General features: G+C 62.3%; 22 protein-coding genes. 18 read left to right on the top strand and 4 right to left on the bottom strand.

The genetic code is table 11. From position 1 onward, the window contains the following. Positions 1-99: 99 nt before the first annotated feature. Positions 100-1,014, bottom strand: coding sequence for a LysR family transcriptional regulator (locus tag AACY31_RS04270; protein ID WP_339476406.1), 915 nt, complete (start codon positions 1,012-1,014; stop codon positions 100-102). 183 nt (positions 1,015-1,197) lie between these two features. On the opposite strand from AACY31_RS04270, the gene AACY31_RS04265 reads away from it, so the two are divergent. From AACY31_RS04265 to AACY31_RS04195, 15 genes are all read left to right on the top strand, one after another. After that, positions 1,198-1,878: a tellurite resistance TerB family protein gene (locus tag AACY31_RS04265; RefSeq protein WP_339476403.1), complete on the top strand. Its 681-nt coding sequence runs from the start codon at positions 1,198-1,200 to the stop codon at positions 1,876-1,878. A gap of 330 nt (positions 1,879-2,208) precedes the next feature. Beyond that, positions 2,209-3,771, top strand: a complete 1,563-nt coding sequence (locus AACY31_RS04260) for a methyl-accepting chemotaxis protein (protein ID WP_445261521.1) — start codon at positions 2,209-2,211, stop codon at positions 3,769-3,771. Beyond that, on the top strand, positions 3,771-4,307 hold the full coding sequence (locus AACY31_RS04255; protein ID WP_339476398.1) for a chemotaxis protein CheW: 537 nt from the start codon (positions 3,771-3,773) through the stop codon (positions 4,305-4,307). The genes AACY31_RS04260 and AACY31_RS04255 overlap by 1 nt, the downstream gene beginning before the upstream one ends. Then, complete coding sequence (locus AACY31_RS04250) at positions 4,304-5,569, top strand: protein-glutamate O-methyltransferase CheR (protein ID WP_339476396.1); 1,266 nt, start codon at positions 4,304-4,306, stop codon at positions 5,567-5,569. Before AACY31_RS04255 ends, AACY31_RS04250 begins: the two co-directional genes overlap by 4 nt. After that, a complete protein-coding gene (locus tag AACY31_RS04245) occupies positions 5,566-6,237 on the top strand; it encodes a chemotaxis protein CheW (protein WP_339476394.1) in 672 nt (223 codons plus the stop codon). The genes AACY31_RS04250 and AACY31_RS04245 overlap by 4 nt, the downstream gene beginning before the upstream one ends. After that, the gene (locus AACY31_RS04240; RefSeq protein WP_339476391.1) at positions 6,234-8,498 is read left to right on the top strand and encodes a hybrid sensor histidine kinase/response regulator; all 2,265 of its coding nucleotides are present in this window, start codon (positions 6,234-6,236) and stop codon (positions 8,496-8,498) included. The genes AACY31_RS04245 and AACY31_RS04240 overlap by 4 nt, the downstream gene beginning before the upstream one ends. Beyond that, positions 8,495-9,505 (top strand): chemotaxis response regulator protein-glutamate methylesterase, encoded by a 1,011-nt coding sequence (locus AACY31_RS04235; RefSeq protein ID WP_339503900.1) that lies wholly within the window; start codon positions 8,495-8,497, stop codon positions 9,503-9,505. The genes AACY31_RS04240 and AACY31_RS04235 overlap by 4 nt, the downstream gene beginning before the upstream one ends. A 45-nt stretch (positions 9,506-9,550) precedes the next feature. Continuing rightward, positions 9,551-10,552 (top strand): diguanylate cyclase domain-containing protein, encoded by a 1,002-nt coding sequence (locus AACY31_RS04230; protein ID WP_339476385.1) that lies wholly within the window; start codon positions 9,551-9,553, stop codon positions 10,550-10,552. Positions 10,553-10,897: 345 nt separating this feature from the next. Further along, positions 10,898-11,993, top strand: a protein-coding gene (prfB, locus tag AACY31_RS04225; protein WP_095963568.1) for a peptide chain release factor 2 whose coding sequence is annotated in 2 segments (ribosomal slippage) — positions 10,898-10,969 and positions 10,971-11,993 — 1,095 coding nt in all. Because the reading frame shifts where the segments join, the coding sequence is not laid out codon by codon here. 110 nt (positions 11,994-12,103) lie between these two features. After that, positions 12,104-13,606 (top strand): lysine--tRNA ligase, encoded by a 1,503-nt coding sequence (gene lysS, locus AACY31_RS04220; RefSeq protein ID WP_339476382.1) that lies wholly within the window; start codon positions 12,104-12,106, stop codon positions 13,604-13,606. Positions 13,607-13,706: 100 nt separating this feature from the next. Then, positions 13,707-14,423 (top strand): TetR/AcrR family transcriptional regulator, encoded by a 717-nt coding sequence (locus AACY31_RS04215; protein ID WP_339476380.1) that lies wholly within the window; start codon positions 13,707-13,709, stop codon positions 14,421-14,423. Between the two features lie 97 nt (positions 14,424-14,520). After that, positions 14,521-15,075 carry a hypothetical protein gene (locus AACY31_RS04210; RefSeq protein ID WP_339476378.1) on the top strand — a complete coding sequence of 185 codons (555 nt, stop codon included), beginning with the start codon at positions 14,521-14,523 and terminating at the stop codon, positions 15,073-15,075. A 36-nt stretch (positions 15,076-15,111) separates the two neighbouring features. Continuing rightward, positions 15,112-16,389 (top strand): flavohemoglobin expression-modulating QEGLA motif protein, encoded by a 1,278-nt coding sequence (locus AACY31_RS04205; RefSeq protein WP_339476376.1) that lies wholly within the window; start codon positions 15,112-15,114, stop codon positions 16,387-16,389. A gap of 67 nt (positions 16,390-16,456) precedes the next feature. Continuing rightward, positions 16,457-17,362: an alpha/beta hydrolase gene (locus AACY31_RS04200; RefSeq protein ID WP_339476373.1), complete on the top strand. Its 906-nt coding sequence runs from the start codon at positions 16,457-16,459 to the stop codon at positions 17,360-17,362. Continuing rightward, positions 17,359-17,688, top strand: a complete 330-nt coding sequence (locus tag AACY31_RS04195) for a hypothetical protein (RefSeq protein WP_339476370.1) — start codon at positions 17,359-17,361, stop codon at positions 17,686-17,688. The genes AACY31_RS04200 and AACY31_RS04195 overlap by 4 nt, the downstream gene beginning before the upstream one ends. 190 nt (positions 17,689-17,878) lie before the next feature. Here AACY31_RS04195 and AACY31_RS04190 read toward each other — a convergent pair whose 3' ends face one another. The 3 genes from AACY31_RS04190 to AACY31_RS04180 form a co-directional block, all read right to left on the bottom strand. Further along, positions 17,879-18,667, bottom strand: a complete 789-nt coding sequence (locus AACY31_RS04190) for an OmpA family protein (RefSeq protein WP_339476473.1) — start codon at positions 18,665-18,667, stop codon at positions 17,879-17,881. Between the two features lie 51 nt (positions 18,668-18,718). Continuing rightward, positions 18,719-19,132: a DUF4398 domain-containing protein gene (locus AACY31_RS04185; protein WP_339476367.1), complete on the bottom strand. Its 414-nt coding sequence runs from the start codon at positions 19,130-19,132 to the stop codon at positions 18,719-18,721. A gap of 367 nt (positions 19,133-19,499) precedes the next feature. After that, positions 19,500-19,844 (bottom strand): pilin assembly protein, encoded by a 345-nt coding sequence (locus tag AACY31_RS04180; RefSeq protein ID WP_339476364.1) that lies wholly within the window; start codon positions 19,842-19,844, stop codon positions 19,500-19,502. Positions 19,845-20,024: 180 nt separating this feature from the next. On the opposite strand from AACY31_RS04180, the gene ppc reads away from it, so the two are divergent. The 3 genes from ppc (at position 20,025) to tsaB (ending at position 24,365) form a co-directional block, all read left to right on the top strand. Further along, positions 20,025-22,655 (top strand): phosphoenolpyruvate carboxylase, encoded by a 2,631-nt coding sequence (ppc, locus tag AACY31_RS04175; RefSeq protein WP_339503898.1) that lies wholly within the window; start codon positions 20,025-20,027, stop codon positions 22,653-22,655. A 291-nt stretch (positions 22,656-22,946) separates the two neighbouring features. Continuing rightward, entirely contained in the window at positions 22,947-23,594 is a 648-nt protein-coding gene (gene adk / locus AACY31_RS04170) for an adenylate kinase (protein ID WP_339476359.1), read from the top strand. 93 nt (positions 23,595-23,687) lie between these two features. Then, complete coding sequence (gene tsaB / locus AACY31_RS04165; protein WP_339476356.1) at positions 23,688-24,365, top strand: tRNA (adenosine(37)-N6)-threonylcarbamoyltransferase complex dimerization subunit type 1 TsaB; 678 nt, start codon at positions 23,688-23,690, stop codon at positions 24,363-24,365. Positions 24,366-24,511 lie beyond the last annotated feature (146 nt).

Genomic DNA, 24,511 nt, shown 5'->3' with positions numbered 1-24,511 from the left:
CGCGAGCAGGCTCGCCCCCACAATGGATTGCGGCGATGCAGCAAGACTAGTGCCCAGCTTTAAGGCCGACAAATTCGAAATACTCAAGGCTGCGTTCGATTAAATAGATGGCTTGCGCCCACCATGGGGTTGTTCCCGGGCGACGGCCAGGAATGGGTCGACCGAGGCCGGTCGCGCCGTGCCCCGGCGCCAGGCCAGGCCGACGTCGAGGGTCTGGTTGAGATCGGCAATCGGTCGCGCTTCGATGATGTCGCCTTCCAGCGACCAGGGGCGGTACGTCATGTCTGGCTGGATCGACACCCCCAACCCTGCCGCCACCAGGCTGCGCACCGCTTCGGTCGAGGCAGTACGCAGGCTGATCTTCGGTTGCAGGCCGGCACCGCGCCACAGGCGCTGGGCGTTACGGTCCATTTCGTCGACGTTCAGTTGGATCAACGGCTCGCGGGCCACGTCGGCCAGGTTGATGCTGTCGTGTTCCAGCAGTGGGTGCTGCGCCGGCAGCCACAAGCGGTGTGGTGAGTGCGTCAGGACTTCGGTCTGCAAGGCGTCGCGGTCTTCCAGGTTGGACAGGATCAACACCCCGACGTCGATTTCGCCGCTGACCAGCAAATGCTCGATGTAGGGTCGCTCGTCCTCCATCACCCGGATTTCCACATTGGGATAGGCGCGCTGGAAGCGGGTCAACAGGTCCGCCAGGTAATACCCGGCGACCAGGCTGGTGACGCCAATGGTGACCTGGCCGGCGACTTGGTCGGTGCTCTGTTGCAGGCTGCGCTTGGCGTTCTCGACGGTGGCCAGGATCAGGTGGGCCTGGCGCAGGAATTGATGCCCCTGGTGGGTCAGGGTCATGCCCTTGGCATGGCGGTTGAACAGGCTGACGCCGATTTCCTGCTCCAGTTGCTGGATGGCCAGGGTCAAGGTGGACTGGGAAATGAACGCCGTTTGCGCAGCGGCAGAGATGGAGCCGGTTTCGGCCACGGCGATGAAATGGCGGATCTGACGCAGGGTCATCATGGTCGAATCCCCGGTGGGCGATTTTATCGATGTACTGGAGTGTATATCGTTTTTTTAGAAGGGCAGGTGAGCGCTTCGCTGAAGGCGTCAGGCAACATCTGGAAGCAATCTCGCCCGCGGCGCCAAAGCATTTTCGATCTAGGCTGGTGGCCTCAAGTTGACCCGAATAGGTGGAGGCAACAAATGAACACCCGTGGATTGCTCGATCAGCTTCTCAAGTCCGGCCAGGAAATGTTGCAGAACAAGGCCGGCGGCGCCCAGGGCAAGTCGTCCGGCGGCCTGGGCGGCATGCTTTCCGGTGCGAGTGGTGGGGCACTGGCCGCCGGGGCCATGGGCCTGTTGCTGGGCAACAAGAAAGCCCGCAGTTTCGGCGGCAAGGCCCTGGCCTACGGTGGTCTCGCGGCCTTGGGCGTGATCGCCTACAAGGCCTACGGCAACTGGCAGGCCCAGCAAGGCACCGCGCCGAAAACCGAACCGCAGACCCTCGACCGCGTCCCCCCGGCGCAGGTTGAGCAGCACAGCCAGGCGATCCTCAAGGCGCTGGTGGCGGCGGCCAAGGCCGACGGCCATGTGAACGAGCGCGAGCGCCAGTTGATCGAAGGCGAATTCACCAAGCTCGACAACGACCAGGAACTGCAACACTGGCTGCACGCCGAACTCAACAAGCCCCTGGACCCCACCGACGTCGCCCGCGCCGCCAGTACCCCGGAAATGGCGGCGCAAATGTACATCGCCAGCGTGATGTTGGTGGATGAGGAAAACTTCATGGAGAAATCCTATCTCGATGAACTGGCGCGCCAACTCAAACTGGAGCCAGGGCTGAAGGTGGAGTTGGAGAAACAGGTACGCCAGGCGACTGTATAGAACAGTCCCAAGCTAACTCCCACAGTGGTTTTGTGTCGTCTGATACTCCTGTGTCCAACGCATTTCCTGTGGGAGCGAGCCTGCTCGCGATGGGGCCCGGTCAGTCACAGCTTCGTTGCCTGACACTGCGCTGTCGCGAGCAGGAGACATTGCTCATCTTGAGAAAACTACGAGGCTTCGCCTTCGTCAAAAATCTTCTCACACCGCCATACAGGCCTGACACCGCCCTCGGCTATACTCCCCGGCATTTCAAGTGCCTGAGGTTTTACTGTGAAGAATTGGACATTACGCCAACGCATCCTGGTGAGTTTTGCAGTGATCATCGCCATTATGCTGTTGATGGTGGTTGTCTCCTATTCACGGTTGTTGAAGATCCAGGACGGTGAAGAAAACGTCCGGGTCGAGGCGGTGCCAGGGGTGTATTACAGCTCCATGATTCGCGGTGGCTGGGTTGACAGCTACGTCTTGACCCAACAAATCGTCGGCCATTCGGGCAATCGGGAAATCACCGCTGAGGACAAGGCCCTTTACCAGGGCTTCGAGCAGCACCTGCGCGAAGAAATACAGAACTATCAAAAACTGATCCAGAACCCGGCCGACCAAGTCTCTTTCGACGAGTTCGAGGCCAATCACCTGGCGTTCAATCAGGCCATGGCAAAGGTCCTGGACTTGTACCAGCGCAAGGATTACGAAAGTGCGCGGCAGGCTCTGGACAAAGAGCTGACGCCAGCATGGATCGGCGGCCGCGAGCATTTGAATCACATCATCGAGCGCAATCGTGAGCTGGCGGAAAACGCCACCCAGACCATCGACGATGCAGTAACGGCGGCCAAGGTCGCCATGGGCCTGTCGTTACTGGTCGCGCTGATCATTGCTGTGCTCTGTGGCCTGTTGCTGATGCGGGCGATCATGGGGCCGATGAACCGCATCGTCGAGATCCTCGAGATCATGCGCAGCGGCGACCTGAGCGGGCGCCTGAACCTGGCGCGTAAAGACGAATTCGGTGCCGTGGAAACCGGCTTCAACGACATGATGGCCGAGCTGACCTCACTGGTGTCCCAGGCCCAACGCTCCTCCGTGCAGGTCACCACCTCGGTCACTGAAATCGCCGCCACCTCGCGCCAGCAACAGGCTACGGCCACCGAAACCGCTGCCACCACCACCGAGATTGGCGCGACGTCCCGGGAAATCGCCGCCACCTCCCGAGACCTGGTGCGCACCATGACCGAAGTGTCCACCGCCGCCGACCAGGCCTCGGTGGCCGCCGGTTCCGGTCAGCAAGGCCTGGCGCGCATGGAAGAAACCATGCATTCGGTGATGGGGGCCGCCGACCTGGTGAACGCCAAGTTGGCGATCCTCAACGAGAAGGCCGGCAACATCAACCAAGTGGTGGTGACCATCGTCAAAGTGGCCGACCAGACCAACCTGTTGTCCCTCAACGCGGCCATCGAGGCCGAAAAGGCCGGCGAATACGGTCGCGGTTTTGCCGTGGTCGCCACTGAAGTACGACGCCTGGCTGACCAGACCGCCGTAGCGACCTATGACATCGAGCAGATGGTGCGCGAGATCCAGTCCGCGGTGTCGGCCGGGGTGATGGGCATGGACAAGTTCTCCGAAGAAGTGCGTCGGGGCATCGCCGAAGTGCAGCAGGTGGGTGAGCAACTGTCGCAGATCATCCATCAGGTCCAGGCCCTGGCACCGCGGGTGTTGATGGTCAACGAAGGCATGCAGGCCCAGGCCACCGGCGCCGAGCAAATCAACCACGCCCTGGTGCAACTGGGCGATGCCAGCAGCCAGACCGTGGAGTCCCTGCGCCAGGCCAGTTCCGCCATCGACGAGCTGAGCCAGGTAGCCGTGGGGCTGCGCAGCGGCGTCTCGCGTTTCAAAGTCTGATGGGCGAACTCGAGACCCGGCGTGGCGTCGCTCCGACGGCCCGCCAGACGTTGTTCCTGGTGTTCAGCATCGACAACGAACGTTACGCCCTGCAGGCCATCGATGTGGTGGAAGTGCTGCCGCGCCTACCCCTCAAACCGATCGCCCGGGCGCCGTCCTGGGTAGCGGGGGTGTTTGCCTGGCGTGGCACGGTGGTGCCGGTGATCGACCTGTGCGCCCTGACCTTTGGCCAGAGCGCCGAGGCCCGGACCAGTACGCGACTGGTGCTGGTGCGCTATCAGGGCGACACGCAACAAACGGGACAGGTGCTGGGCTTGATTCTGGAACAGGCGACCGACATGGTGCGCTGTGACCCAGCCGATTTCAAACCCTATGGCCTGGACAACCACCAGGCACCGTACCTTGGCCCAGTACGCGAAGATGCCCAGGGGTTGCTGCAATGGGTAAGGGTCAATGACCTGCTCGATGAATCCGTTCGAGCGCTGCTGTTCCCTGCGCCGCCGCTGAGCCTCGACGACCTCGAGGCAACGCCATGAACAACGACCAACGTTTTTTTGATTTTCTCAAGGAGCGCATCGGCCTGGATGTGACCTCCGTCGGCACCGCGATCATTGAGCGAGCTGTGCGCCAGCGCATCGCTGCCGTGCCCGGGCGAACCGTCGATGAATATTGGCGCGGCCTACAGCATTCGGCCCAGGAGCAGCAGGCGCTGATCGAAGCGGTGATCGTCCCGGAGACCTGGTTCTTCCGCTACCCGGAATCCTTCGCGACCCTCGCCAGGCTGGCCGTCAAGCGTCTGTCCGAGATCAAGCACCTGCGCGCGCTGCGCATTCTCAGCCTGCCGTGTTCCACCGGCGAAGAACCTTATTCGATCGCCATGGCCTTGCTCGACGCAGGCCTGGGACCGCATCAGTTCAAGGTAGACGGCCTGGACGTCAGCCCGCTGTCGGTGGCGCGGGCCAAGGAAGCGCGTTACGGCAGGAATTCCTTCCGTGGCGCGGAGCTGGGTTTTCGCGAGCGGTACTTCGACGCCGAAGACGAGGGTTACCGCCTCAGCGAGCGGGTGCGCGAACAGGTGCGTTTGCAAGTGGGCAACCTGCTGGATCCGGCTTTGCTGGTGAACGAGGCTCCTTATGACTTTGTGTTCTGTCGCAACTTGCTGATCTATTTCGACCAGCCGACCCAGCAGCAGGTGTTCGAGGTACTCAAGCGCCTGACCCATCAGGACGGTGTGCTGTTTATCGGCCCCGCCGAGGGCAGCTTGCTGGGACGCCTGGGCATGCGCTCGATCGGGATCGCCCAATCGTTCGCCTTCAGCCGCCAAGGGGCCCCTGAGCCACAATCGTTGCCGGCCTTGATGCCGACCCCGTTGCCGGTTCGTCAGCCACCGCCCCGCGTCGTCCCGCCGGTGATTCGACCGCGGCCGTTTACGGCGAGCGTGACGCCGATTGCCGAACCCAAAAGCAGCGACACCGCGACCTTGCTGGCCAATATCGCCGCCCTGGCCAACGGCGGCAAAAGCGCCGAGGCCCGCGAGGCTTGCGAAGCCTACGTGCGCAGCCACGCACCAAACGCCCAGGTTTTCTATTGGTTGGGCCTGCTCAGCGACATGGCCGGCAGCGCCCTTGAAGCCCAGGGTTTTTATCGCAAGGCGCTTTATCTTGAACCGCAACACGCCGAGGCACTGGTGCATCTGGCGGCGCTGCTGGCTTCCCAGGGAGACGCGGCCGGAGCCCGTCGATTGCAGGAACGCGCCGCTCGCAGCGGACGCACGGCAGACAGTGAGCATAAACAATGAGCGGTTCGGCTTCTTACACCGTCACCCATGACGATGCCCAAGCTATCGACGACTGCTGGAATCGCATCGGGGTGCATGGCGACAAATCCTGTCCGTTGTTGGTCGAGCATATCCACTGCCGCAACTGTTCGGTGTATTCAGCGGCCGCTACCCGGCTGCTCGATCGTTATGCCTTGCCGCAGGATCAGCGGGATCTGTCCCTTGCCCCCGTGGACACCGATGTGGTCACGCGCTCGCTGCTGATGTTCCGCCTCGGCGAGGAATGGCTGGGCCTGACGACGCGCAGCCTGGTGGAAGTGGCGCCGTTGCAGCCGATCCATTCCTTGCCCCACCAGCGCTCGCGGGCCTTGTTGGGCGTGGCGAATGTACGCGGGGCGCTGGTGGCCTGCCTGTCGCTGGTGGAGCTGTTGGACCTGGAGCCCGGCGCGGCGGTGGTTTCCGGCGCACGGGTCATGCCGCGCATGTTGATTGTCGCGGCCAAGGGCGGGCCGGTGGTGGTGCCGGTGGATGAGGTGGACGGCATCCACGCCATCGATGAACGCATCCTGGCGAGCGCTTCGCAATCGACGGGCAAGTACACCCGTGGCGTGCTGCCCTATAAGGGCCGCAGTCTGCGCTGGCTGGATGAAGAACAACTGCTGTGCGCCGTGGCTCGGAGCCTGTCATGACCCCTGATCAGATGCGCGACGCCTCGTTGCTGGAACTGTTCAGCCTGGAAGCCGAAGCCCAGGTCCAGGTGCTGAGCGCCGGCCTGCTGGCCCTGGAGCGCGATCCGACCCAGGCCGATTACCTGGAGTCGTGCATGCGCGCGGCGCATTCCCTCAAGGGCGCGGCGCGCATTGTCGGGGTGGACGCCGGGGTTAGCGTGGCCCATGTGATGGAAGATTGCCTGGTCAGTGCCCAGGAGCGGCGTCTGGTCCTGGGCGCTGAACACATTGATGCCTTGCTGCAAGGCACGGACCTGCTGACGCGCATCGCCACCCCGGGCAATAGTGTCGGCGCCCCGGACATCGACGCCTATGTAGCGTTGATGGGGCGCCTGCTTGATCCCAACGCGCCACAGGCGCCGGCAGTGGCGTTACCGAGCGTCGAAACACCGGCCGAGCCGCTACACGTCGAGCTACCGGAAGTGGAACTGCCCACAGCAACGGAGCCGCCCGCCAAGCGCAAACGGGTCACCGAAGGCGGCGAACGGGTTTTGCGGGTCACTGCCGAACGCCTCAACAGCTTGCTCGATTTGTCGAGCAAGTCCCTGGTAGAGACCCAGCGCCTCAAGCCCTGGCTGGCGACGTTGCAACGGCTCAAGCGCCAGCAAAGCACAGGCCTGCGCGCCCTTGAAGAGCTGAACCTACACCTCAAGGACCACGCCCTGAGCCTGCAAGCCCAGGAAGCCCTTGGCGATGCTCGCCGTTTGCTTGCCGAAACCCAGCAATTGCTGGCGCAGAAAACCGCCGAGCTGGATGAGTTCGCCTGGCAGGCCAGTCAGCGGGCGCAGGTGCTGTACGACACGGCGCTGGCCTGTCGTATGCGACCGTTCGCCGATGTGCTTTCGGGCCAGGCACGCATGGTCCGGGACTTGGGCCGCAGCCTGGGCAAGCAGGTGCGCCTGGAGATTGAAGGCGAGAAGACCCAGGTCGACCGTGATGTGCTGGAAAAACTAGAAGCGCCGCTGACCCACCTGTTGCGTAACGCCGTAGACCATGGCATCGAATCCCCGGAGCAACGAATACTGGCCGGCAAGCCGGCCGAAGGCCTGATCCGCCTGCGGGCTTCCCATCAGGCTGGCTTGTTGGTGTTGGAACTGGCGGATGACGGCGCCGGGGTGGACCTGGAGCGGGTGCGCCGCAGCATCGTCGAGCGCGGGCTTTCCCCTGAGCAAACCGCCGCCAGCCTGAGTGAAGAGGAACTGCTGACCTTCCTGTTCCTGCCCGGTTTCAGCCTGCGCGACACAGTCACCGAAGTGTCCGGGCGCGGCGTCGGCCTGGACGCCGTCCAGCACATGGTCCGGCAGTTGCGCGGTGCGGTGGTGCTGGAGCAGACGGCGGGCGAGGGCAGTCGTTTCCATCTCGAGGTGCCGCTGACGCTGTCGGTGGTGCGCAGCCTGGTGGTGGAAGTCGGCGATGAAGCGTATGCCTTTCCCCTGGCCCACATCGAACGCATGTGCGACCTGGCGCCGGAGGACATCGTCCAGGTTGAAGGCCGCCAGCATTTCTGGCACGAAGGCCGGCATATCGGGCTGGTCGCCGCCAGCCAATTGCTCAATCGGCCGGCGCCGCAAGGCAGTAGCCAGACCCTCAAGGTCGTGGTGATACGCGAGCGCGAGAGGATCTATGGCGTGGCGGTGGAGCGGTTCATCGGCGAGCGGACCCTGGTGGTTCTGCCCCTGGACGAACGCTTGGGCAAGGTCCAGGACATTTCCGCTGGGGCCTTGCTCGACGATGGCTCGGTGGTGTTGATTGTCGATGTCGAAGACCTGCTGCGTTCGGTGGACAAGCTGCTCGATACCGGGCGCCTGGAACGCATCGCCCGGCAGAACCAGGCCCAGGCCCCGCGCAAGCGGATCCTGGTGGTGGATGATTCCCTGACCGTGCGCGAGCTGCAACGCAAGTTGTTGCTCAATCGCGGCTACGACGTGGCGGTGGCGGTGGATGGCATGGACGGCTGGAACGCCTTGCGCTCGGAGGATTTCGACCTGCTGATCACTGACATCGACATGCCGCGCATGGACGGCATCGAGCTGGTGTCGCTGTTGCGGCATGACAACCGCTTGCAATCGCTGCCGGTGATGGTGGTGTCCTACAAGGACCGCGAAGAGGATCGCCGTCGTGGCCTGGATGCCGGCGCCGACTATTATCTGGCCAAGGCGAGCTTCCACGACGACGCCTTGCTCGACGCCGTGGTTGAATTGATCGGAGGGGCTCGCGCTTGAAGATCGCCATCGTCAATGACATGCCCCTGGCGGTCGAGGCCTTGCGCCGTGCCCTGGCGTTCGAGCCGGCGCATCAACTGGTCTGGGTGGCCACCAACGGGGGCGAGGCGGTGCAGCGTTGTGCCGAATACACCCCGGACCTGATCCTCATGGACCTGCTCATGCCGATCATGGATGGCGTGGAGGCCACCCGGCGGATCATGGCCGCCAGCCCATGCGCTATCGTTATCGTCACCGGTGACAGCCAGCAGAACGTCCACCGGGTGTTCGAGGCCATGGGTCACGGTGCGCTGGATGTGGTCGATACCCCGGCCCTGGGCGTCGGCAACCCGGCGGACGCGGCGGCGCCGCTACTGCGCAAGATCACCAACATCGGCTGGCTGATCGGTGAGCGCAACAAGCGTGAGCGACCCGCGCCGGCGGTGCAGCGTGCGGCGGTGTCGCGCAAGAGCCTGGTCGCCATCGGGTCGTCGGCGGGCGGGCCGGCGGCGCTGGAGGTGCTGCTCAAGGCGCTGCCGCGTGACTTTGCCCCGGCCATCGTGCTGGTCCAGCATGTGGACGAGGTGTTCGCCGCAGGCATGGCCGAGTGGCTGGGCAGTGTGTCGGGCCACACGGTGCGCCTGGCCCGGCACGGCGAGACGCCGCAGAGCGGCACGGTGTTACTGGCGGGGACCAACCATCATTTGCGCTTGTTGAAGGACGGCACCCTGGCCTATACCGCCGAGCCGGTGAACGAGATCTACCGGCCGTCCATCGACGTGTTTTTCGACAGTGTCGCCCGGTACTGGAGCGGTGACGCGGTGGGCGTATTGCTCACCGGCATGGGTCGCGACGGTGCACAAGGGCTTAAACTCATGCGCCAGCAGGGCTATGTGACCATCGCCCAGGACCAGCGCAGCAGTGCGGTGTACGGGATGCCCAAAGCGGCTGCCGCCATCGACGCCGCCGTCCATATTCTCGCCCTGGACGCTATCGCGCCTCGGTTGTTGGAGATTTTTACCCCATGAAGAACCCCGTCAGCGTTGCCCCAGGCCGTATTCAGGTAAGCCACCATGAATGATCTGCAGCTCGACGAATTCAAGCGCGATGAAAACGCCGCCATGGTCTTGCTCATCGACGACCAGGCGATGATCGGCGAGGCGGTGCGGCGCGGGCTGTCAAATGAAGAAAACATCGACTTCCACTTCTGCTCCGACCCTCACCAGGCCATCGCCCAGGCCGTTCGCATCAAGCCGACGGTGATTCTCCAGGACCTGGTGATGCCCGGCCTGGATGGCCTGAGCCTGGTGCGCGAGTACCGTAACCATCCCGACACCCGCGATATCCCGATCATTGTCCTGTCTACCAAGGAGGACCCGCTGATCAAGAGCGCGGCGTTCGCCGCCGGGGCCAACGACTACCTGGTCAAGTTGCCGGACAACATCGAACTGGTGGCGCGCATCCGCTATCACTCGCGTTCCTACATGATGCTGTTGCAGCGCGACGCGGCCTATCGGGCATTGCGGGTCAGCCAGCAGCAACTGCTCGACACCAACCTGGTGCTGCAACGCTTGATGAACTCCGACGGCCTGACCGGGTTGTCCAATCGTCGGCACTTCGACGAATACCTGGAGCTGGAATGGCGCAGGGCAATGCGCGACCAGAGCCAACTGTCGCTGCTGATGATCGATGTGGACTACTTCAAGGCCTATAACGACAACTTCGGCCACTTGGACGGTGACGAAGCGCTGCGTAAGGTCGCCACGGCGATCCGCGAGGCGTGTAGCCGTCCATCCGACTTGCCGGCCCGCTACGGCGGCGAGGAGTTCGCCCTGGTCCTGCCCGGCACCTCGCCGGGCGGTGCCCGGCTGATGGCCGAGAAACTGCGCCAGGGCGTCGTCGCCCTGAAAATCCCCCACACCACGCCCGACGGTGGCGAAAACCTGACCGTCAGCATTGGCGTCTCGACCTTCATCCCCCAGCAGGGTAGCGATTGCCGGCAACTGATCTCGGCGGCGGACAAGGGGTTGTATACGGCCAAGCACAATGGGCGCAATCGGGTGGGCGTCGAATAAGCCCTTGAGAGGCAGGGCGTTTGCTCCCACCGGATTGCACCTGTAGGCGCTATGGCTGTGTAGCTGTGTAGGAGCTGTCGAGTGCAACGAGGCTGCGATCTTTCCCCAGCCAATTGAGTCCCAAACGAAAGATCAAGATCAAGATCAAAGTCAAGATCAAAAGATCGTCCGAACGCGGCCCGAGCCTTCGCCAGCACCTACAGGGTCAGCACGAGCTTGCTCCCTTACCACGGAGCGCGAACGCTGAATCTCATTGCCCCTAAAGCCGCCAGGCGGGCTGCCGCTGGCGCTTGATTACGTTATACTCGCCGGCTTTCAAAAGTTCGCCAACGAGTGCTGCCCGCCATGGAAATCAACCCGATCCTTAACACCATCAAGGACCTGTCCGAGCGCTCCGAAACTATTCGGGGGTATCTTTGACTACGATCAAAAGCATGAGCGTCTGACCGAAGTCAATCGCGAGCTTGAAGATCCGAATGTCTGGAACAACCCTTCGTACGCCCAGGAGCTGGGCCGCGAGCGTTCTGCGCTGGCGCAGATTGTCGAGACCCTGGACGAGCTGTCCAGCGGCCTGGCCGACTGCCGCGACCTGCTGGACATGGCCGTCGAAGAGAACGATGAAGGCGCGGTCGGCGATGTCGTCGCCGAGCTGACACGCCTTGATGAGAACCTCGCCAAGCTGGAATTCCGTCGCATGTTCAGCGGCGAGATGGACATGAACAACGCCTACCTGGACATCCAGGCCGGTTCCGGCGGCACCGAAGCCCAGGACTGGGCCAACATCCTGCTGCGCATGTACCTGCGCTGGGCTGACAAACGCGGTTTCGACGCCACCATCATGGAACTGTCGGCTGGTGAAGTCGCCGGGATCAAGGGCGCCACCGTGCACATCAAGGGCGAATACGCCTTTGGCTGGCTGCGGACCGAGATCGGCGTGCACCGCTTGGTGCGCAAGAGCCCGTTCGACTCCGGCAACCGCCGCCACACCTCGTTCTCGGCCGTGTTCGTTTCGCCGGAAATCGATGACAACATCGAGATCGAGATCAACCCGGCGGACTTGCGCATCGACACCTACCGTTCCTCCGGGGCCGGCGGTCAGCACGTAAACACCACCGACTCGGCCGTACGGATTACCCACGTACCGACCAACACCGTGGTCAGTTGCCAGAACGAGCGCTCCCAGCACGCCAACAAAGACACCGCGATGAAGATGCTCCGGGCTCGCCTGTACGAGCAGGAAGTGCAGAAACGCAACGCGGCGTCCCAGGCACTGGAAGACACCAAGTCGGACATCGGCTGGGGCCACCAGATCCGTTCGTACGTGCTCGATGCCTCGCGGATCAAGGATCTGCGGACCAGCATCGAACGCAGCGATTGCGACAAGGTGCTCGATGGCGATATCGATGAATACCTGATCGCCAGCCTCAAACAAGGGCTGTAACGCGACACCCATGCGGCGGGCAGGCCACGCTTGCACCAAGGAGCGCGACTCGCCCGCAAACTCCGGCCCGGGGCCGGAGGCAACGAACCTGTGATGGAATCCTTAAAGACATGAGCGACCTAGAACTCGACCCGCAAGCCCTGCAACAGGAAGAAAACTCCCTGATCGCCCTGCGCAAGGAAAAGCTTGCTGCCGAGCGCGCCAAGGGCCAGGCCTTCCCCAACGACTTCCGCCGCGACGCTTATTGCGACGTCTTGCAGAAGCAGTATGCGGACAAGACCAAGGAAGAGCTGGCCGAGGCGGCGATTCCAGTCAAGGTGGCCGGTCGTATCGTGCTCAATCGTGGTTCGTTCATGGTGATCCAGGACATGACCGGGCGCCTTCAGGTCTACGTCAACCGCAAGACCCTGCCGGAAGAAACCCTGGCAGCCGTCAAGACCTGGGACCTGGGTGACATCATTGCCACCGAAGGCACCCTGGCCCGTTCCGGCAAGGGCGACCTGTACGTCGAGATGACCAGCGTGCGCCTGCTGACCAAGTCCCTGCGCCCACTGCCGGACAAGCACCACGGCCTGACCGACACCGAGCAGCGCTATCGCCAGCGCTACGTCGACTTGATCGTCAACGAAGACGTGCGCCAGACGTTCCGCGTGCGCTCGCAAGTCATCGCCCACATTCGCAGCTTCCTGATGAAGCGTGACTTCCTGGAAGTCGAGACACCGATGCTGCAGACCATCCCCGGCGGTGCGGCGGCCAAGCCGTTCGAAACCCACCACAATGCCCTGGACATGGAAATGTTCCTGCGCATTGCGCCGGAGCTGTACCTCAAGCGCCTGGTGGTGGGCGGCTTCGAGAAAGTGTTCGAGATCAACCGCAACTTCCGTAACGAAGGCGTTTCGACCCGGCACAACCCCGAGTTCACCATGCTCGAGTTCTACCAGGCCTACGCCGACTACGAAGACAACATGGACCTGACCGAGGAACTGTTCCGCGAGCTGGCTCAGCTTGTTCTCGGGACTACCGACGTGCCGTACGGCGACAAGGTGTTCCACTTCGGCGAGCCGTTCGTGCGCCTGTCGGTGTTCGACTCGATCCTCAAGTACAACCCAGAGATCACCGCCGCTGATCTGCAGGACATCGAGACGGCTCGCGCCATTGCCAAGAAAGCCGGGGCCAAGGTGCTCGGCTTCGAAGGACTGGGCAAGCTGCAAGTGATGATTTTCGAAGAACTGGTCGAGCACAAGCTGGAACAGCCGCACTTCATCACCCAGTACCCGTTCGAAGTGTCGCCGCTGGCCCGTCGTAACGACGAGAACCCAAGCGTGACCGACCGTTTCGAGCTGTTCATCGGTGGCCGCGAAATCGCCAACGCCTATTCCGAGCTCAACGATGCAGAAGACCAGGCCGAGCGTTTCATGGCCCAGGTGGCTGACAAGGACGCCGGCGACGACGAAGCCATGCATTACGATGCCGACTTCGTGCGTGCCCTGGAGTACGGCATGCCGCCGACCGCTGGCGAAGGCATCGGCATTGATCGCCTGGTGATGTTGTTGACCAACTCGCCGTCGATCCGGGATGTGATTCTCTTCCCGCACATGCGGCCTCAAGCGTAAATGTTTCAAATAAAAAGCCGCCTGGAAGGGCGGCTTTTTATTGCCTGTCTGGTACAAACGTATCAATTGGTTACTTTTGAAAAAAAGAGGAAGACCTGTCGTGAATCGTGCAATGGCTTCAGAAGGTGCAGCGGGCGTCGCCACGGCTGTCGCTGAAAGTGTTCAGTACCAGGGCCGCAAGGCCAGCCGACAGGGCAGTGAGCAGCGTCGCCAGGAGATTCTCGACGCGGCGATGCGCATTGTGGTGCGCGATGGCGTGCGAGCCGTACGCCATCGCGCTGTGGCCGCCGAAGCCGGCGTGCCACTGTCGGCCACCACGTATTATTTCAAGGACATCGATGACTTGCTCACCGATGCCTTCGCCCAGTATGTGGAACGCAGCGCGGCGTTCATGGCCAAGCTGTGGGCCAACAACGAAGGCCTGCTGCGCGAGATGGTCGCCTACGGTGACGGCAGCGCCCAATCACGCTCGCAACTGGCGGACGACATTGCCCGGATGACCGCCGACTACGTACAACACCAATTGGACAGTCGTCGCGACTACCTGATGGCCGAACAGGCCTTTCGCCAGGAAGCGCTGCTCAACCCGCGTCTGGCGGTGTTGGTGCGTTCCCATCAGCAGATTTTGCTGCACGGCACGTGTCAGTTTTTCCAGGTATTGGGCTCTCGTGAGCCGCAACAGGATGCCAAAGTGTTGACGGCGATTATCGGACGGATGGAATATCAGGGCTTGCTCAATAGCGCCGAGCTGGAAGCCGATGAAGATATGCTCGGTATCCTGACCCGCTACATGCACCTGGTACTGGCGTCGGTGTAACCCCCTTGTGGGAGTAGGCTATGTGGGAGCAAGCGTTGCTCCCACACACACCTGCTCCCCTATGTAAGGACGAGGCACTGTGCCATAGGGAGTTCAAATGAAAGCTTGGCGTGCCGTTGTACTGACCGTGTCGTTGCTACTGCTCAGTGGCTGCCTGGTGTCGTTCAAGGCGCCATTGCCTGACAGCGAAGCCGCGCCTGAGGGCTTGCTCGGTCACTGGACCAGCGCCAATGCCTGGGGCGAACCGTTGAACCTGGAGCTGAGGAAGGTCGGCAAGCACCGCTACCAGGCCATCAGCTACTTCAGGGCCAAGCCCCATGAGCGCGAAGCCATTCCTCTGACTGTTTCCCGTCATGGCAGCCGCTGGTACGTGTCGGCCAAGGTACCGGTCCGGTTTGGCGGTCATTATTTGATCGCCGGTTTCGAGTTGACCGACAAGCACGAGCTGGTGGTCTACAACCTGGACCTGGAGCAGATCAACCAGGCCATCAGCCAGAAAATCCTCAGCGGCCAACCGAATCCGAGCGAGCAAGGCGACGGTGTGCTGGTGGACAGCGACATGAACAAGGTTTTCGGTTACCTCGACGATCCGGCCAATTCCGATGTGTTCTCGGAGGCCGTGCGCTACCAGCGGCTGGTCAAATCCCAATAACAGCAATAAGCGGACGTTTTTTCACAGGAGTTCCGGGTGGACGATTACCAGCAGACGATACGCACCTTGTCCGATCGCATTGTGCTGGCGCAAACGCCGATTCGCATCCTCGACGCGGTGAAGTGGGACGAGAGCATCCGCAAGGGGTTTCTCAAGGCCAAGGGCAAGGAAATGCCTGCGGTGGATCGCGACTATTACCTCAACCGGCCACTGTCTTTCGATTCGAGCAAGGTGAAGCTGGAGTTCCAGAACATCGAGCGCGACATCACCCGTCAGCTTGGGCAGTTCAACCCGGTTGGCCAGATCATGCGCCGTATGTGCAAGGAATACCGCATGGTGGTGCGCATGCTCGAGGCGCGTGGCACCGAGGATTTCGGGCTGATCTCCCAGGAGCTCTATGGCGCCGCCTCCGATGCTTTCCACGCCGGCGACCCGACCCTGGCCGACCTGGGCCTGATGCTCTCCGATTACCTGAACAACATCGATGGCCGTGGCGACCTCAAGGACGAGCCGAAGACGCTGGTCGCCAAGGACGCGGTCAAGCTGCTGCAACACCGCCTCAATCGGGTGTTTGGCGAAGCCGAGGAAACCATCCGGGTGTTCGAGTCCGATGGCATCGTGGCCGACGCGGCGGCGGGCGCGGACTACATCAAGATCCGCGCCGATGCGATGTTCAACGAGCGCGACGTGCGGGCGCTGGAAGTCCACGAGGGGCTGGTGCACGTCGGCACTACGCTCAACGGCCTCAACCAACCGATCTGCACCTTCCTGTCCAAGGGCCCGCCCTCGTCCACGGTGACCCAGGAAGGCCTGGCGATCCTGATGGAAATCATCACCTTCGCCTCCTACCCGAGTCGCCTGCGCAAACTGACCAACCGTACCCGGGCCATTCACATGGTGGAGGAGGGGGCCGATTTCCTGCAGGTCTTCGAATTTTTCCGCGAGCAGGGTTTTGAAATGGCCGAAAGCTACGGCAACGCCAGTCGGGTTTTCCGTGGGTCGGTGCCGACGGGTCTGCCATTCACCAAAGACTTGTCCTACCTCAAGGGCTTTATCATGGTTTACAACTACATTCAGTTGGCCGTGCGCAAGGGCAAGCTGGAACAGGTGCCGTTGATGTTCTGCGGCAAGACCACCCTCGAGGACATGCGCACGTTGCGACAATTGGTGGACGAAGGCCTAGTCGTAGCGCCCAAGTACCTGCCCGAGCAGTTCCGCGACATGAACGCCCTGTCGGCCTGGATGTGTTTCTCCAACTTCTTGAACCACCTGAGCCTGGACCGGATCGAAGCGGATTATTCCAATATCCTTTGAGCACAACACCGTCCAACGGTGGGAGCGGGCTGTGTATAACTTCTGATTTTTTGCGAGGCTTCACCGGATGCGAACCCTCGGCATCATTTGCCTGTTGCTGGCCCTGAGCGGTTGCAGTTCCCTGCTGTTCTACCCCGAGCACGGCCTGGCGTTCACCCCGGAGCGGGCCAGGCTCGAGTACCGCAACGTCACCCTGACCACCGCCGATGGTCTCAAGCTCCATGGCTGGTGGCTGCCCGTCAAACCGGGTGTGGAGGTCAAGGGCACGGTCCTGCATTTGCACGGCAACGGCGGCAACCTGGCCTGGCACCTGGGCGGTAGCTGGTGGTTGCCGGAGCAGGGCTACCAGGTGTTGATGCTCGACTACCGGGGTTATGGCCTGTCCGAAGGCGAGCCGAGCCTGCCGGCAATTTACCAGGACGTCGACGCCGCGTTCCAATGGCTCGACCAGGCGCCCGAGGTGCAGGGCAAGCCGCAGGTGCTGCTCGGCCAGAGCCTGGGCGGCGCGCTGGCGGTGCATTACCTGGTCGAGCACCCGCAGCGCCAACGGCAGCTCAAGGCCCTGGTGCTCGATGGCGTGCCCGCCAGTTACCGCGAGGTCGGCCGTTTTGCCTTGAGTACGTCCTGGCTGACTTGGCCGTTCCAGGTGCCATTGTCCTGGCTGGTGCCGGACGGTGACAGCGCGATCAGTTCCGTGGCGCACTTGAATGGTGTGCCGAAATTGATCTACCACAGCCTGGACGACCCCATCGTGCCCCTTTCCAACGGCATCCGCCTGTATCAAGCTGCGCCGCCGCCACGGGTCTTGCAGTTGACACGCGGCGGCCATGTGCAGACGTTCGCCGACCCGGTCTGGCGCACCGTGATGCTGCGCTACCTTGACGACCCCCAGCACTTCGACGGCCTGCGCCGCCTGGGCGAGGTCCCGAATTACCCGAAATCACCCGTTGAATTACCAGAGAGTCCGCAATGAGCGAAGAACGTAACGCCATCCCCCTGATCATTACCGGTATCTGCAGCATCCTCGGCACTGTTGCGACGCTGTGGTACTACGGTTACCTGCACTTCGCCAAGCCCGAGGACGCGTTGCTGCTCAACCAATTCACCATGCTCAAGACCGTGCCGGGGGAGGACTACAAGGTGTCCCTGGACCCGGCCCCTCAGGTCGCCCAATGCATCGACGGCGTGCTGGTGCTGTTCGACACCGAGCAGAAAGGCCTGACCGGCGTGCTGATCAACGAGAAGAAACGCGCGGTGCGCTGCATGGGCCAGGAAACGCCGCAAAAATTGCAGCCATAAGTAACCCCCTGTGGGAGCGAGCCTGCTCGCGATGGCGGCAGATCAGCTGACATAGGTGGTGACTGAACCACCGCTATCGCGAGCAGGCTCGCTCCCACAGGGGATATGGCCGGCTCGACACAATGTGTGCGCCATGAAAAAGCCCCGCCTGATTGAAGTCAGGCGGGGCTTTTGCGTTGCACTCAGCCGATCAGTTGGCGCTCATGGTCGAACGCGGGGCCACTGGCTGGTTGTCGTTGGAGATGGTCACTTCCACACGACGGTTCATCGCACGGCCCGAGACGCTGCTGTTGTCGGCCACCGGGAATTCCTTACCGTAGCCCTGGGTCACGATGCGAGCCGGGTCCACGCCCATTTTCACCAAGGCAGTGCGCACCGAGCTGGCGCGGCGCTCGGAGAGCGATTGGTTGTAGGAATCCGAACCGGTGCTGTCGGTATAGCCCTCGATGATCACCTTGCGGTCCGGGTTTTCCTGGAGGAACTGCGCCAGTTTGCTCACATTCGTCATGCCGCTGGCGCGCAGTTCGGACTTGTTGGTGGCGAACAGCACGTCGCCGAAGGTCACCAGCGTACCGCGTTCGGTCTGCTTGGCGTTGAGGCTTTCCTGCAACTGCTTGATCTGCGCATTGCGCGCATCGAGCAAGGCACGCGCACGTTCGTCACCGGCATTTTTCAGCTCGGCTTCGGCCTTGCGCAGGGCGATGGTCTGCTTGGCTACTTCAACGCGTTGGTTGGTCAGGTAGGCCAACTGGTCGACCTTAGCTTCGTCTTCCTTGTCCAGATAGGCCTTGTCAGCCTTGGCCAGGAAGTCGGCGGCGTCCTTGGTTTCCAATGCTGCCACTTTGGTCGCCGCCGGGTCAGCCTGTAGGCCGTTGTAGTTGGTCCGTGCCTGTTCCAGGTTCGCGTTCGGGTCGTGGGAGCAAGCGGCCAGGGCTACGCAGGCAGCGAGCAGGGCGGGCATCATCAAGTGTTTGTGCATCATAGTCTGTCGTCCTTTTATCAATGAGAAGTACGTCGTGGCGTGAACGGTTTACTGAACCTTGTTCATGCCTTCCTGACGCAGTTCCTGAACCCCTTTCTGAGAATCCTTGAGTGCTTGTTCGGCCTTGGCGGCCTGAGCCTTGCGCTCGGCGACGCGGGCATCCCACTCGGCCTGTTCGGCCAGACGCTTGGCTTCGCCGTAGTTCTTGTCATGCATGGCGATTTCGGCCTGCTTGAGTTTGTCCTGGGCCGATTTCATTTCCACAGCAGCGAATTCGGTACCGCCGGCGCTGACGGCGCTGTTGACCGCCGATTGGGTCACCGCGTACTGCTCCGAGGGTGGATTACCGGCGCAACCGGCGAGAATGAAGCTGCTACCGATCGCCAGGGCAGCCAACTTCAAGCCACGCAGGCCAGTGGATGAGGGTTTGGCAGTGCAGGTATTCATAGGCTTCAACTCCATTGGAAAACTCCTGAAAAAACTACAAATCCATGCTGGGACCGAAGCCGTGACGTCCGGTTTGACGCTGGCGCCAAGGCGCGTTTATTTAAACAACCGTTCCAGTATGGTTACTCGGTGTGACCCGAGGCGGTTTTCAAAAGTTCAGCGAAGATGGCCATTCGCCAAAAGAATTACTGACTGATTGGTCAGTGGTAGAGAAGCTGAACTTTCAAGGCGCGCAGCAGTACTCCCGGTGTAGGGATACGTGCGTTTTTTGGCGGGCGCGCGCGTAGGAGCTGCCGAAGGCTGCGATCTTTTGCTTTCGCTTGAGACTCAAGCGTCAGGGGAAAGATCGCAGCCTCGCTTCGCTCGTCAGCTCCTACAGGCGTCAGTGTTTGGATTTGTCGTTCTGCGAGGAAAGTTCGTGCAGGTGCCGACGGGACAGTGCGAGGAATCGCGGGGTCGGACCCACGTCTTCGTACAATGGGTCGCCTTCTTCATCGGTGGCCACGACTTGCGAGCCTTTGATGTAGGGGAAGCTGGCTTCCAGCTCTTCCAGTGCGGCCCCGATCAGCTCGCCGAGCAGTTCCTCGGGCTGGCGCTTGGGGTACATGTCGCAGATTGCTGCCAGCCGGGCGGCGGCTTCCACGTCCAGATGAATCATGTAGCCAGTCTGGGTCAGACGGCCCTTGGCGTTTTCTTCCCAATGCTGGGCAAGCTCACGAATTTTCATGATGACCTCGATAAGCCTGCTCGTGGCGGGCGCGGAGAGTGACAAGCCGTTGTGTGGCTTAATCATGAGACTAGCTTTGTCGTCCAAGGTTTAATGTCCCTTCATCGCTTGTCAGAAACGGTGGGCATCGGCACTCTCTAGTCCAAGAGCTGCCCGGACTTTTTTGCTGGAGAAATGCTGATGACCGATATCGATGCACGCTTGCGCGAAGACGTTCACCTGCTCGGTGAGCTATTGGGCAACACCATCCGCGAACAATACGGGGACACGTTTCTCGACAAGATCGAGCAGATCCGCAAGGGCGCCAAGGCTGACCGACGCGGTTCCGTGGACGCCGAACTCAGCGCCAGTCTCAATCAGTTGAGCGAGGACGAACTGCTTCCGGTGGCGCGGGCGTTCAACCAGTTTCTTAACCTGGCCAACATCGCCGAGCAATACCAACTTATCCACCGCCGTGAAGCGTCGCAGCCGGAGCCCTTCGAGGCGCGGGTGTTGCCCGAGCTGCTCGCCCGGTTGCGGGCTGAGGGCCATGGCGCCGAAGCCCTGGCCCGGCAATTGGGAAGGCTGGAGATCGAACTGGTTCTCACGGCCCACCCCACGGAAGTGGCTCGCCGTACGCTGATCCAGAAATACGACGCCATCGCCGCGCAATTGGCCGCCCAGGATCACCGCGACCTGACCAGCGCCGAGCGCGCACAGATTCACGAACGCTTGCAGCGCTTGATCGCCGAAGCCTGGCACACCGAAGAAATCCGCCGCACCCGGCCGACCCCGGTAGACGAGGCCAAGTGGGGGTTCGCGGTAATCGAGCACTCGTTGTGGCAGGCCATTCCCAATTACCTGCGCAAGGCCGACCAGGCCCTGCATGCCGCCACCGGCTTGCGCCTGCCGCTGGAGGCCGCGCCGATCCGTTTTGCCTCCTGGATGGGCGGCGACCGTGACGGCAACCCCAATGTCACCGCCACCGTGACCCGCGAGGTGCTGTTGCTGGCGCGGTGGATGGCAGCGGATCTGTACCTGCGTGACGTTGATCAACTGGCGGCCGAACTGTCGATGCAACGCGCCAGCGAAGCCTTGCGTGCCCAGGCGGGCGACAGCGCCGAACCTTATCGCGCCGTGCTCAAGCAACTGCGTGAACGCCTGCGCGCCACCCGCAACTGGGCCCACGCTTCCCTGAGCGCCGCCACGCCGCCAAGCACCGACGTGTTACAGCACAACCGCGAGCTGCTGGACCCCCTGGAGCTGTGCTACCACTCGTTGCACGAATGCGGCATGGGCGTGATTGCCGACGGGCCGCTGCTCGATTGCCTGCGCCGGGCGGTGACCTTCGGCTTGTTCCTGGTGCGCCTCGATGTACGCCAGGACTCGACGCGCCATACCGCCGCCATGACGGAAATAACTGACTACCTGGGCCTGGGACGCTATGAGGATTGGAACGAGGAGCAGCGCATCAGCTTCTTGCTGGCGGAACTGAGTAACCGGCGTCCGCTGCTGCCGGCCCATTTCAAGCCGTCGGCCGATACGGCGGAAGTTTTGGCGACGTGCCGGGAAGTGGCCGCGGCACCGGCGGCGTCCCTGGGGTCCTACGTGATCTCCATGGCCGGTGCGGCTTCCGATGTCCTCGCGGTGCAGCTGTTGCTGAAGGACGCCGGCGTGTTGCGGCCAATGCGGGTGGTGCCGCTGTTCGAAACCCTGGCCGACCTGGACAACGCCGGGCCGGTGATCGAGCAGCTGTTGCTGTTGCCCGGTTATCGCTCGCGGCTGCAAGGTCCCCAGGAAGTGATGATCGGCTATTCCGATTCGGCCAAGGACGCCGGGACCACGGCGGCGGCCTGGGCGCAGTATCGGGCCCAGGAACGGCTGGTGGACATCTGCCGCGAGCAGCAAGTCGAATTGCTGTTGTTCCACGGTCGCGGCGGCACCGTGGGCCGTGGTGGCGGTCCGGCGCATGCGGCGATCCTGTCCCAGCCACCGGGTTCGGTGGCCGGGCGTTTCCGCACCACTGAGCAAGGCGAAATGATTCGTTTCAAATTCGGCCTGCCGGACATCGCCGAACAGAACCTCAATCTTTATCTCGCCGCCGTGCTTGAAGCGACGCTGCTGCCACCGCCACCCCCAACGCCACAGTGGCGGGACCTGATGGACGAACTGGCGGCCGATGGCGTCAGTGCCTACCGTGCCGTGGTGCGGGAGAGCCCGCAATTTGTCGAGTACTTCCGCCAGTCCACCCCCGAGCAGGAACTGGGGCGCCTGCCCCTGGGCAGCCGTCCGGCCAAGCGACGGGCCGGCGGCATCGAAAGCCTGCGGGCGATCCCATGGATCTTCGGCTGGACCCAGACCCGCCTGATGCTGCCGGCCTGGCTCGGCTGGGAAACCGCACTGAGCAAGGCCCTGGAGCGCGGCGAAGGTGAGTTGCTGGGGCAGATGCGCGAGCAATGGCCGTTCTTCCGGACCCGCATCGACATGCTGGAGATGGTGCTGGCCAAGGCCGACGCCGATATTGCCCGCTCCTACGACGAGCGTTTGGTGGAGCCTGGGCTGCTGCCTTTGGGGACGCATTTACGCGACCTATTGTCGCAGGCCTGCTCGGTGGTCCTTGGGTTGACCGGTCAGTCGCAGCTACTGGCACATAGCCCTGCCACACTGGAATTCATTCGCTTGCGCAACACTTACCTCGACCCACTGCACCTGTTGCAGGCCGAGCTGTTGGCGCGCTCACGGCAGCAGGATGTGGCCCAGGGCAGCCCCGTGGAACAGGCGTTGCTGGTGTCTGTGGCGGGGATTGCCGCCGGTTTGCGCAACACCGGTTAAGGTTAGGCAGCGCACCGAAACGGCTCGCCCGGTGTTCCCGGGCGCTGTCCGCCGGGGGAGAGAACAGGTCGACCTGGCCACAGTTCGTTGCCCGGTTGCGCCTCTCGCCACCCCCTCCGAAGGTCGTATCGGGCGCGGGTTCCTCCGACTTTCGGCGGCTTGTGTGGGTCGAGCCTGCTGTGTATCTTGATCAGCCTTTGGCCGTTTGGGCGGTCACGATTCTGTTTTTCGAAGATTGGCCCCACGAGGCGAATCCGAGCGTTTTACATAAAAAAATTGAGGAGCACATCGATGCGCGTCATTCTGCTGGGAGCTCCCGGGGCCGGTAAAGGTACTCAGGCAAAGTTCATCACCGAAAAATTCGGTATCCCGCAAATTTCCACCGGCGACATGCTGCGTGCCGCAGTCAAGGCGGGCACCGAGCTGGGCGTCAAGGCCAAGAGCATCATGGATGCCGGCGGCCTGGTGTCGGATGACCTGATCATCGCTCTGGTCAAGGATCGCATCGCTCAAGCCGATTGCGCCAACGGCTTCCTGTTCGACGGCTTCCCGCGCACCATTCCCCAGGCCGAAGCCCTGGTGACAGCCGGTGTGGAGCTCGATCACGTGGTCGAAATCGCGGTCGATGACGAAGAGATCGTTCAGCGCATTGCCGGTCGTCGCGTCCACGAGGCGTCCGGCCGTGTCTACCACACCGTTTACAACCCGCCGAAACTTGCGGGCAAGGACGACGTCACCGGTGAAGAGCTGGTGCAGCGCAAGGACGACACCGAAGAAACCGTGCGTCATCGCCTGTCGGTCTACCATTCCCAGACCAAGCCGCTGGTGGCGTTCTACCAGAACCTGTCGGCTGCCCAGGGCAAACCGAAGTACAGCCACATCCCGGGCGTCGGCTCGGTCGATGCGATCACCGGTAAGGTGCTCGAAGCCCTGAGCTGAAAAGTCTGATCAGTTGCATCAACTACGGCCCGCTTGCGGGCCGTAGTTGTTTATACTGGCGCACTTTTTTCCACCTGATTTACGGACACATCGATGAGCACCTTGCTGGCCCTGGACACCGCGACTGAAGCTTGCTCCGTTGCTTTGCTGCACAACGGCAAGGTCACGAGCCATTACGAGGTGATCCCGCGCCTGCATGCGCAGAAACTGTTGCCGATGATCCAGAAACTGCTGAGCGATGCCGGGACGACCTTGCAGGCAGTGGACGCGATTGCCTTTGGCCGTGGGCCGGGGGCTTTCACGGGGGTGCGCATCGCTATCGGCGTGGTGCAAGGACTGGCGTTTGCCCTGGAGCGGCCGGTGCTGCCGGTGTCGAACCTGGCGGTGCTGGCCCAGCGCGCCTTGCGCGAACAGGGCGCCCGCCAAGTCGCAGCGGCCATCGATGCGCGCATGGACGAGGTGTACTGGGGCTGCTATCGTGAAACTGACGGCGAGATGCGCCTGGTCGGCGCTGAAGCGGTATTGCCACCCGAAGCGGCAGCGTTGCCGAGCGGGGCCGACGGTGACTGGTTCGGCGCCGGTACCGGGTGGGGCTACGGCGAGCGAATCGCCGTCAACCTGACCGGCCAGGACGCTACTCTGCTGCCTCACGCCGAAGACCTGCTGGCGCTGGCCCGTTTCGCCTGGGCCCGGGGTGAAGCTATTGTGGCCGATGATGCCCAACCGGTGTATCTGCGGGACAAGGTCGCAACGCCAAAATCCGAGCGATAAGCCCTGGCTTTGTGGGCGCAAAGCTTGCTTGCGATACAGGCGCCTCGGTTTCCAGCAGACCGCGTCATCATTGCGGGCAAGCCTTGCTCCCACAAACTCATTTCCCCGGCCAAAAGTCACACCCAATATTGCCAGTCGTCACTTTT

The sequence above is a fragment of the Pseudomonas sp. RL_105y_Pfl2_101 genome (genome assembly GCF_963970585.1).
Classification (GTDB): domain Bacteria; phylum Pseudomonadota; class Gammaproteobacteria; order Pseudomonadales; family Pseudomonadaceae; genus Aquipseudomonas.
The sequence above is the reverse complement of the archived record's forward strand: the minus strand, read 5'-3'. Positions and strand labels throughout refer to the sequence as shown.

Bases quoted from the DNA above. Each gene is read 5' to 3' on its own strand.
- AACY31_RS04250 (WP_339476396.1), top strand. From the start codon at position 4,304: ATGAACAACGACCAACGTTTTTTTGATTTTCTCAAGGAGCGCATCGGC.
- AACY31_RS04185 (WP_339476367.1), bottom strand. From the start codon at position 19,132: ATGGAGTTGAAGCCTATGAATACCTGCACTGCCAAACCCTCATCCACT.
- AACY31_RS04255 (WP_339476398.1), top strand. From the start codon at position 3,771: ATGGGCGAACTCGAGACCCGGCGTGGCGTCGCTCCGACGGCCCGCCAG.
- AACY31_RS04270 (WP_339476406.1), bottom strand. From the start codon at position 1,014: ATGATGACCCTGCGTCAGATCCGCCATTTCATCGCCGTGGCCGAAACC.
- AACY31_RS04245 (WP_339476394.1), top strand. From the start codon at position 5,566: ATGAGCGGTTCGGCTTCTTACACCGTCACCCATGACGATGCCCAAGCT.
- AACY31_RS04230 (WP_339476385.1), top strand. From the start codon at position 9,551: ATGAATGATCTGCAGCTCGACGAATTCAAGCGCGATGAAAACGCCGCC.
- AACY31_RS04265 (WP_339476403.1), top strand. From the start codon at position 1,198: ATGAACACCCGTGGATTGCTCGATCAGCTTCTCAAGTCCGGCCAGGAA.
- ppc (WP_339503898.1), top strand. From the start codon at position 20,025: ATGACCGATATCGATGCACGCTTGCGCGAAGACGTTCACCTGCTCGGT.
- lysS (WP_339476382.1), top strand. From the start codon at position 12,104: ATGAGCGACCTAGAACTCGACCCGCAAGCCCTGCAACAGGAAGAAAAC.
- tsaB (WP_339476356.1), top strand. From the start codon at position 23,688: ATGAGCACCTTGCTGGCCCTGGACACCGCGACTGAAGCTTGCTCCGTT.
- AACY31_RS04195 (WP_339476370.1), top strand. From the start codon at position 17,359: ATGAGCGAAGAACGTAACGCCATCCCCCTGATCATTACCGGTATCTGC.
- AACY31_RS04190 (WP_339476473.1), bottom strand. From the start codon at position 18,667: ATGCACAAACACTTGATGATGCCCGCCCTGCTCGCTGCCTGCGTAGCC.
- AACY31_RS04260 (WP_445261521.1), top strand. From the start codon at position 2,209: ATGCTGTTGATGGTGGTTGTCTCCTATTCACGGTTGTTGAAGATCCAG.
- AACY31_RS04240 (WP_339476391.1), top strand. From the start codon at position 6,234: ATGACCCCTGATCAGATGCGCGACGCCTCGTTGCTGGAACTGTTCAGC.
- AACY31_RS04210 (WP_339476378.1), top strand. From the start codon at position 14,521: ATGAAAGCTTGGCGTGCCGTTGTACTGACCGTGTCGTTGCTACTGCTC.
- adk (WP_339476359.1), top strand. From the start codon at position 22,947: ATGCGCGTCATTCTGCTGGGAGCTCCCGGGGCCGGTAAAGGTACTCAG.
- AACY31_RS04200 (WP_339476373.1), top strand. From the start codon at position 16,457: ATGCGAACCCTCGGCATCATTTGCCTGTTGCTGGCCCTGAGCGGTTGC.
- AACY31_RS04180 (WP_339476364.1), bottom strand. From the start codon at position 19,844: ATGAAAATTCGTGAGCTTGCCCAGCATTGGGAAGAAAACGCCAAGGGC.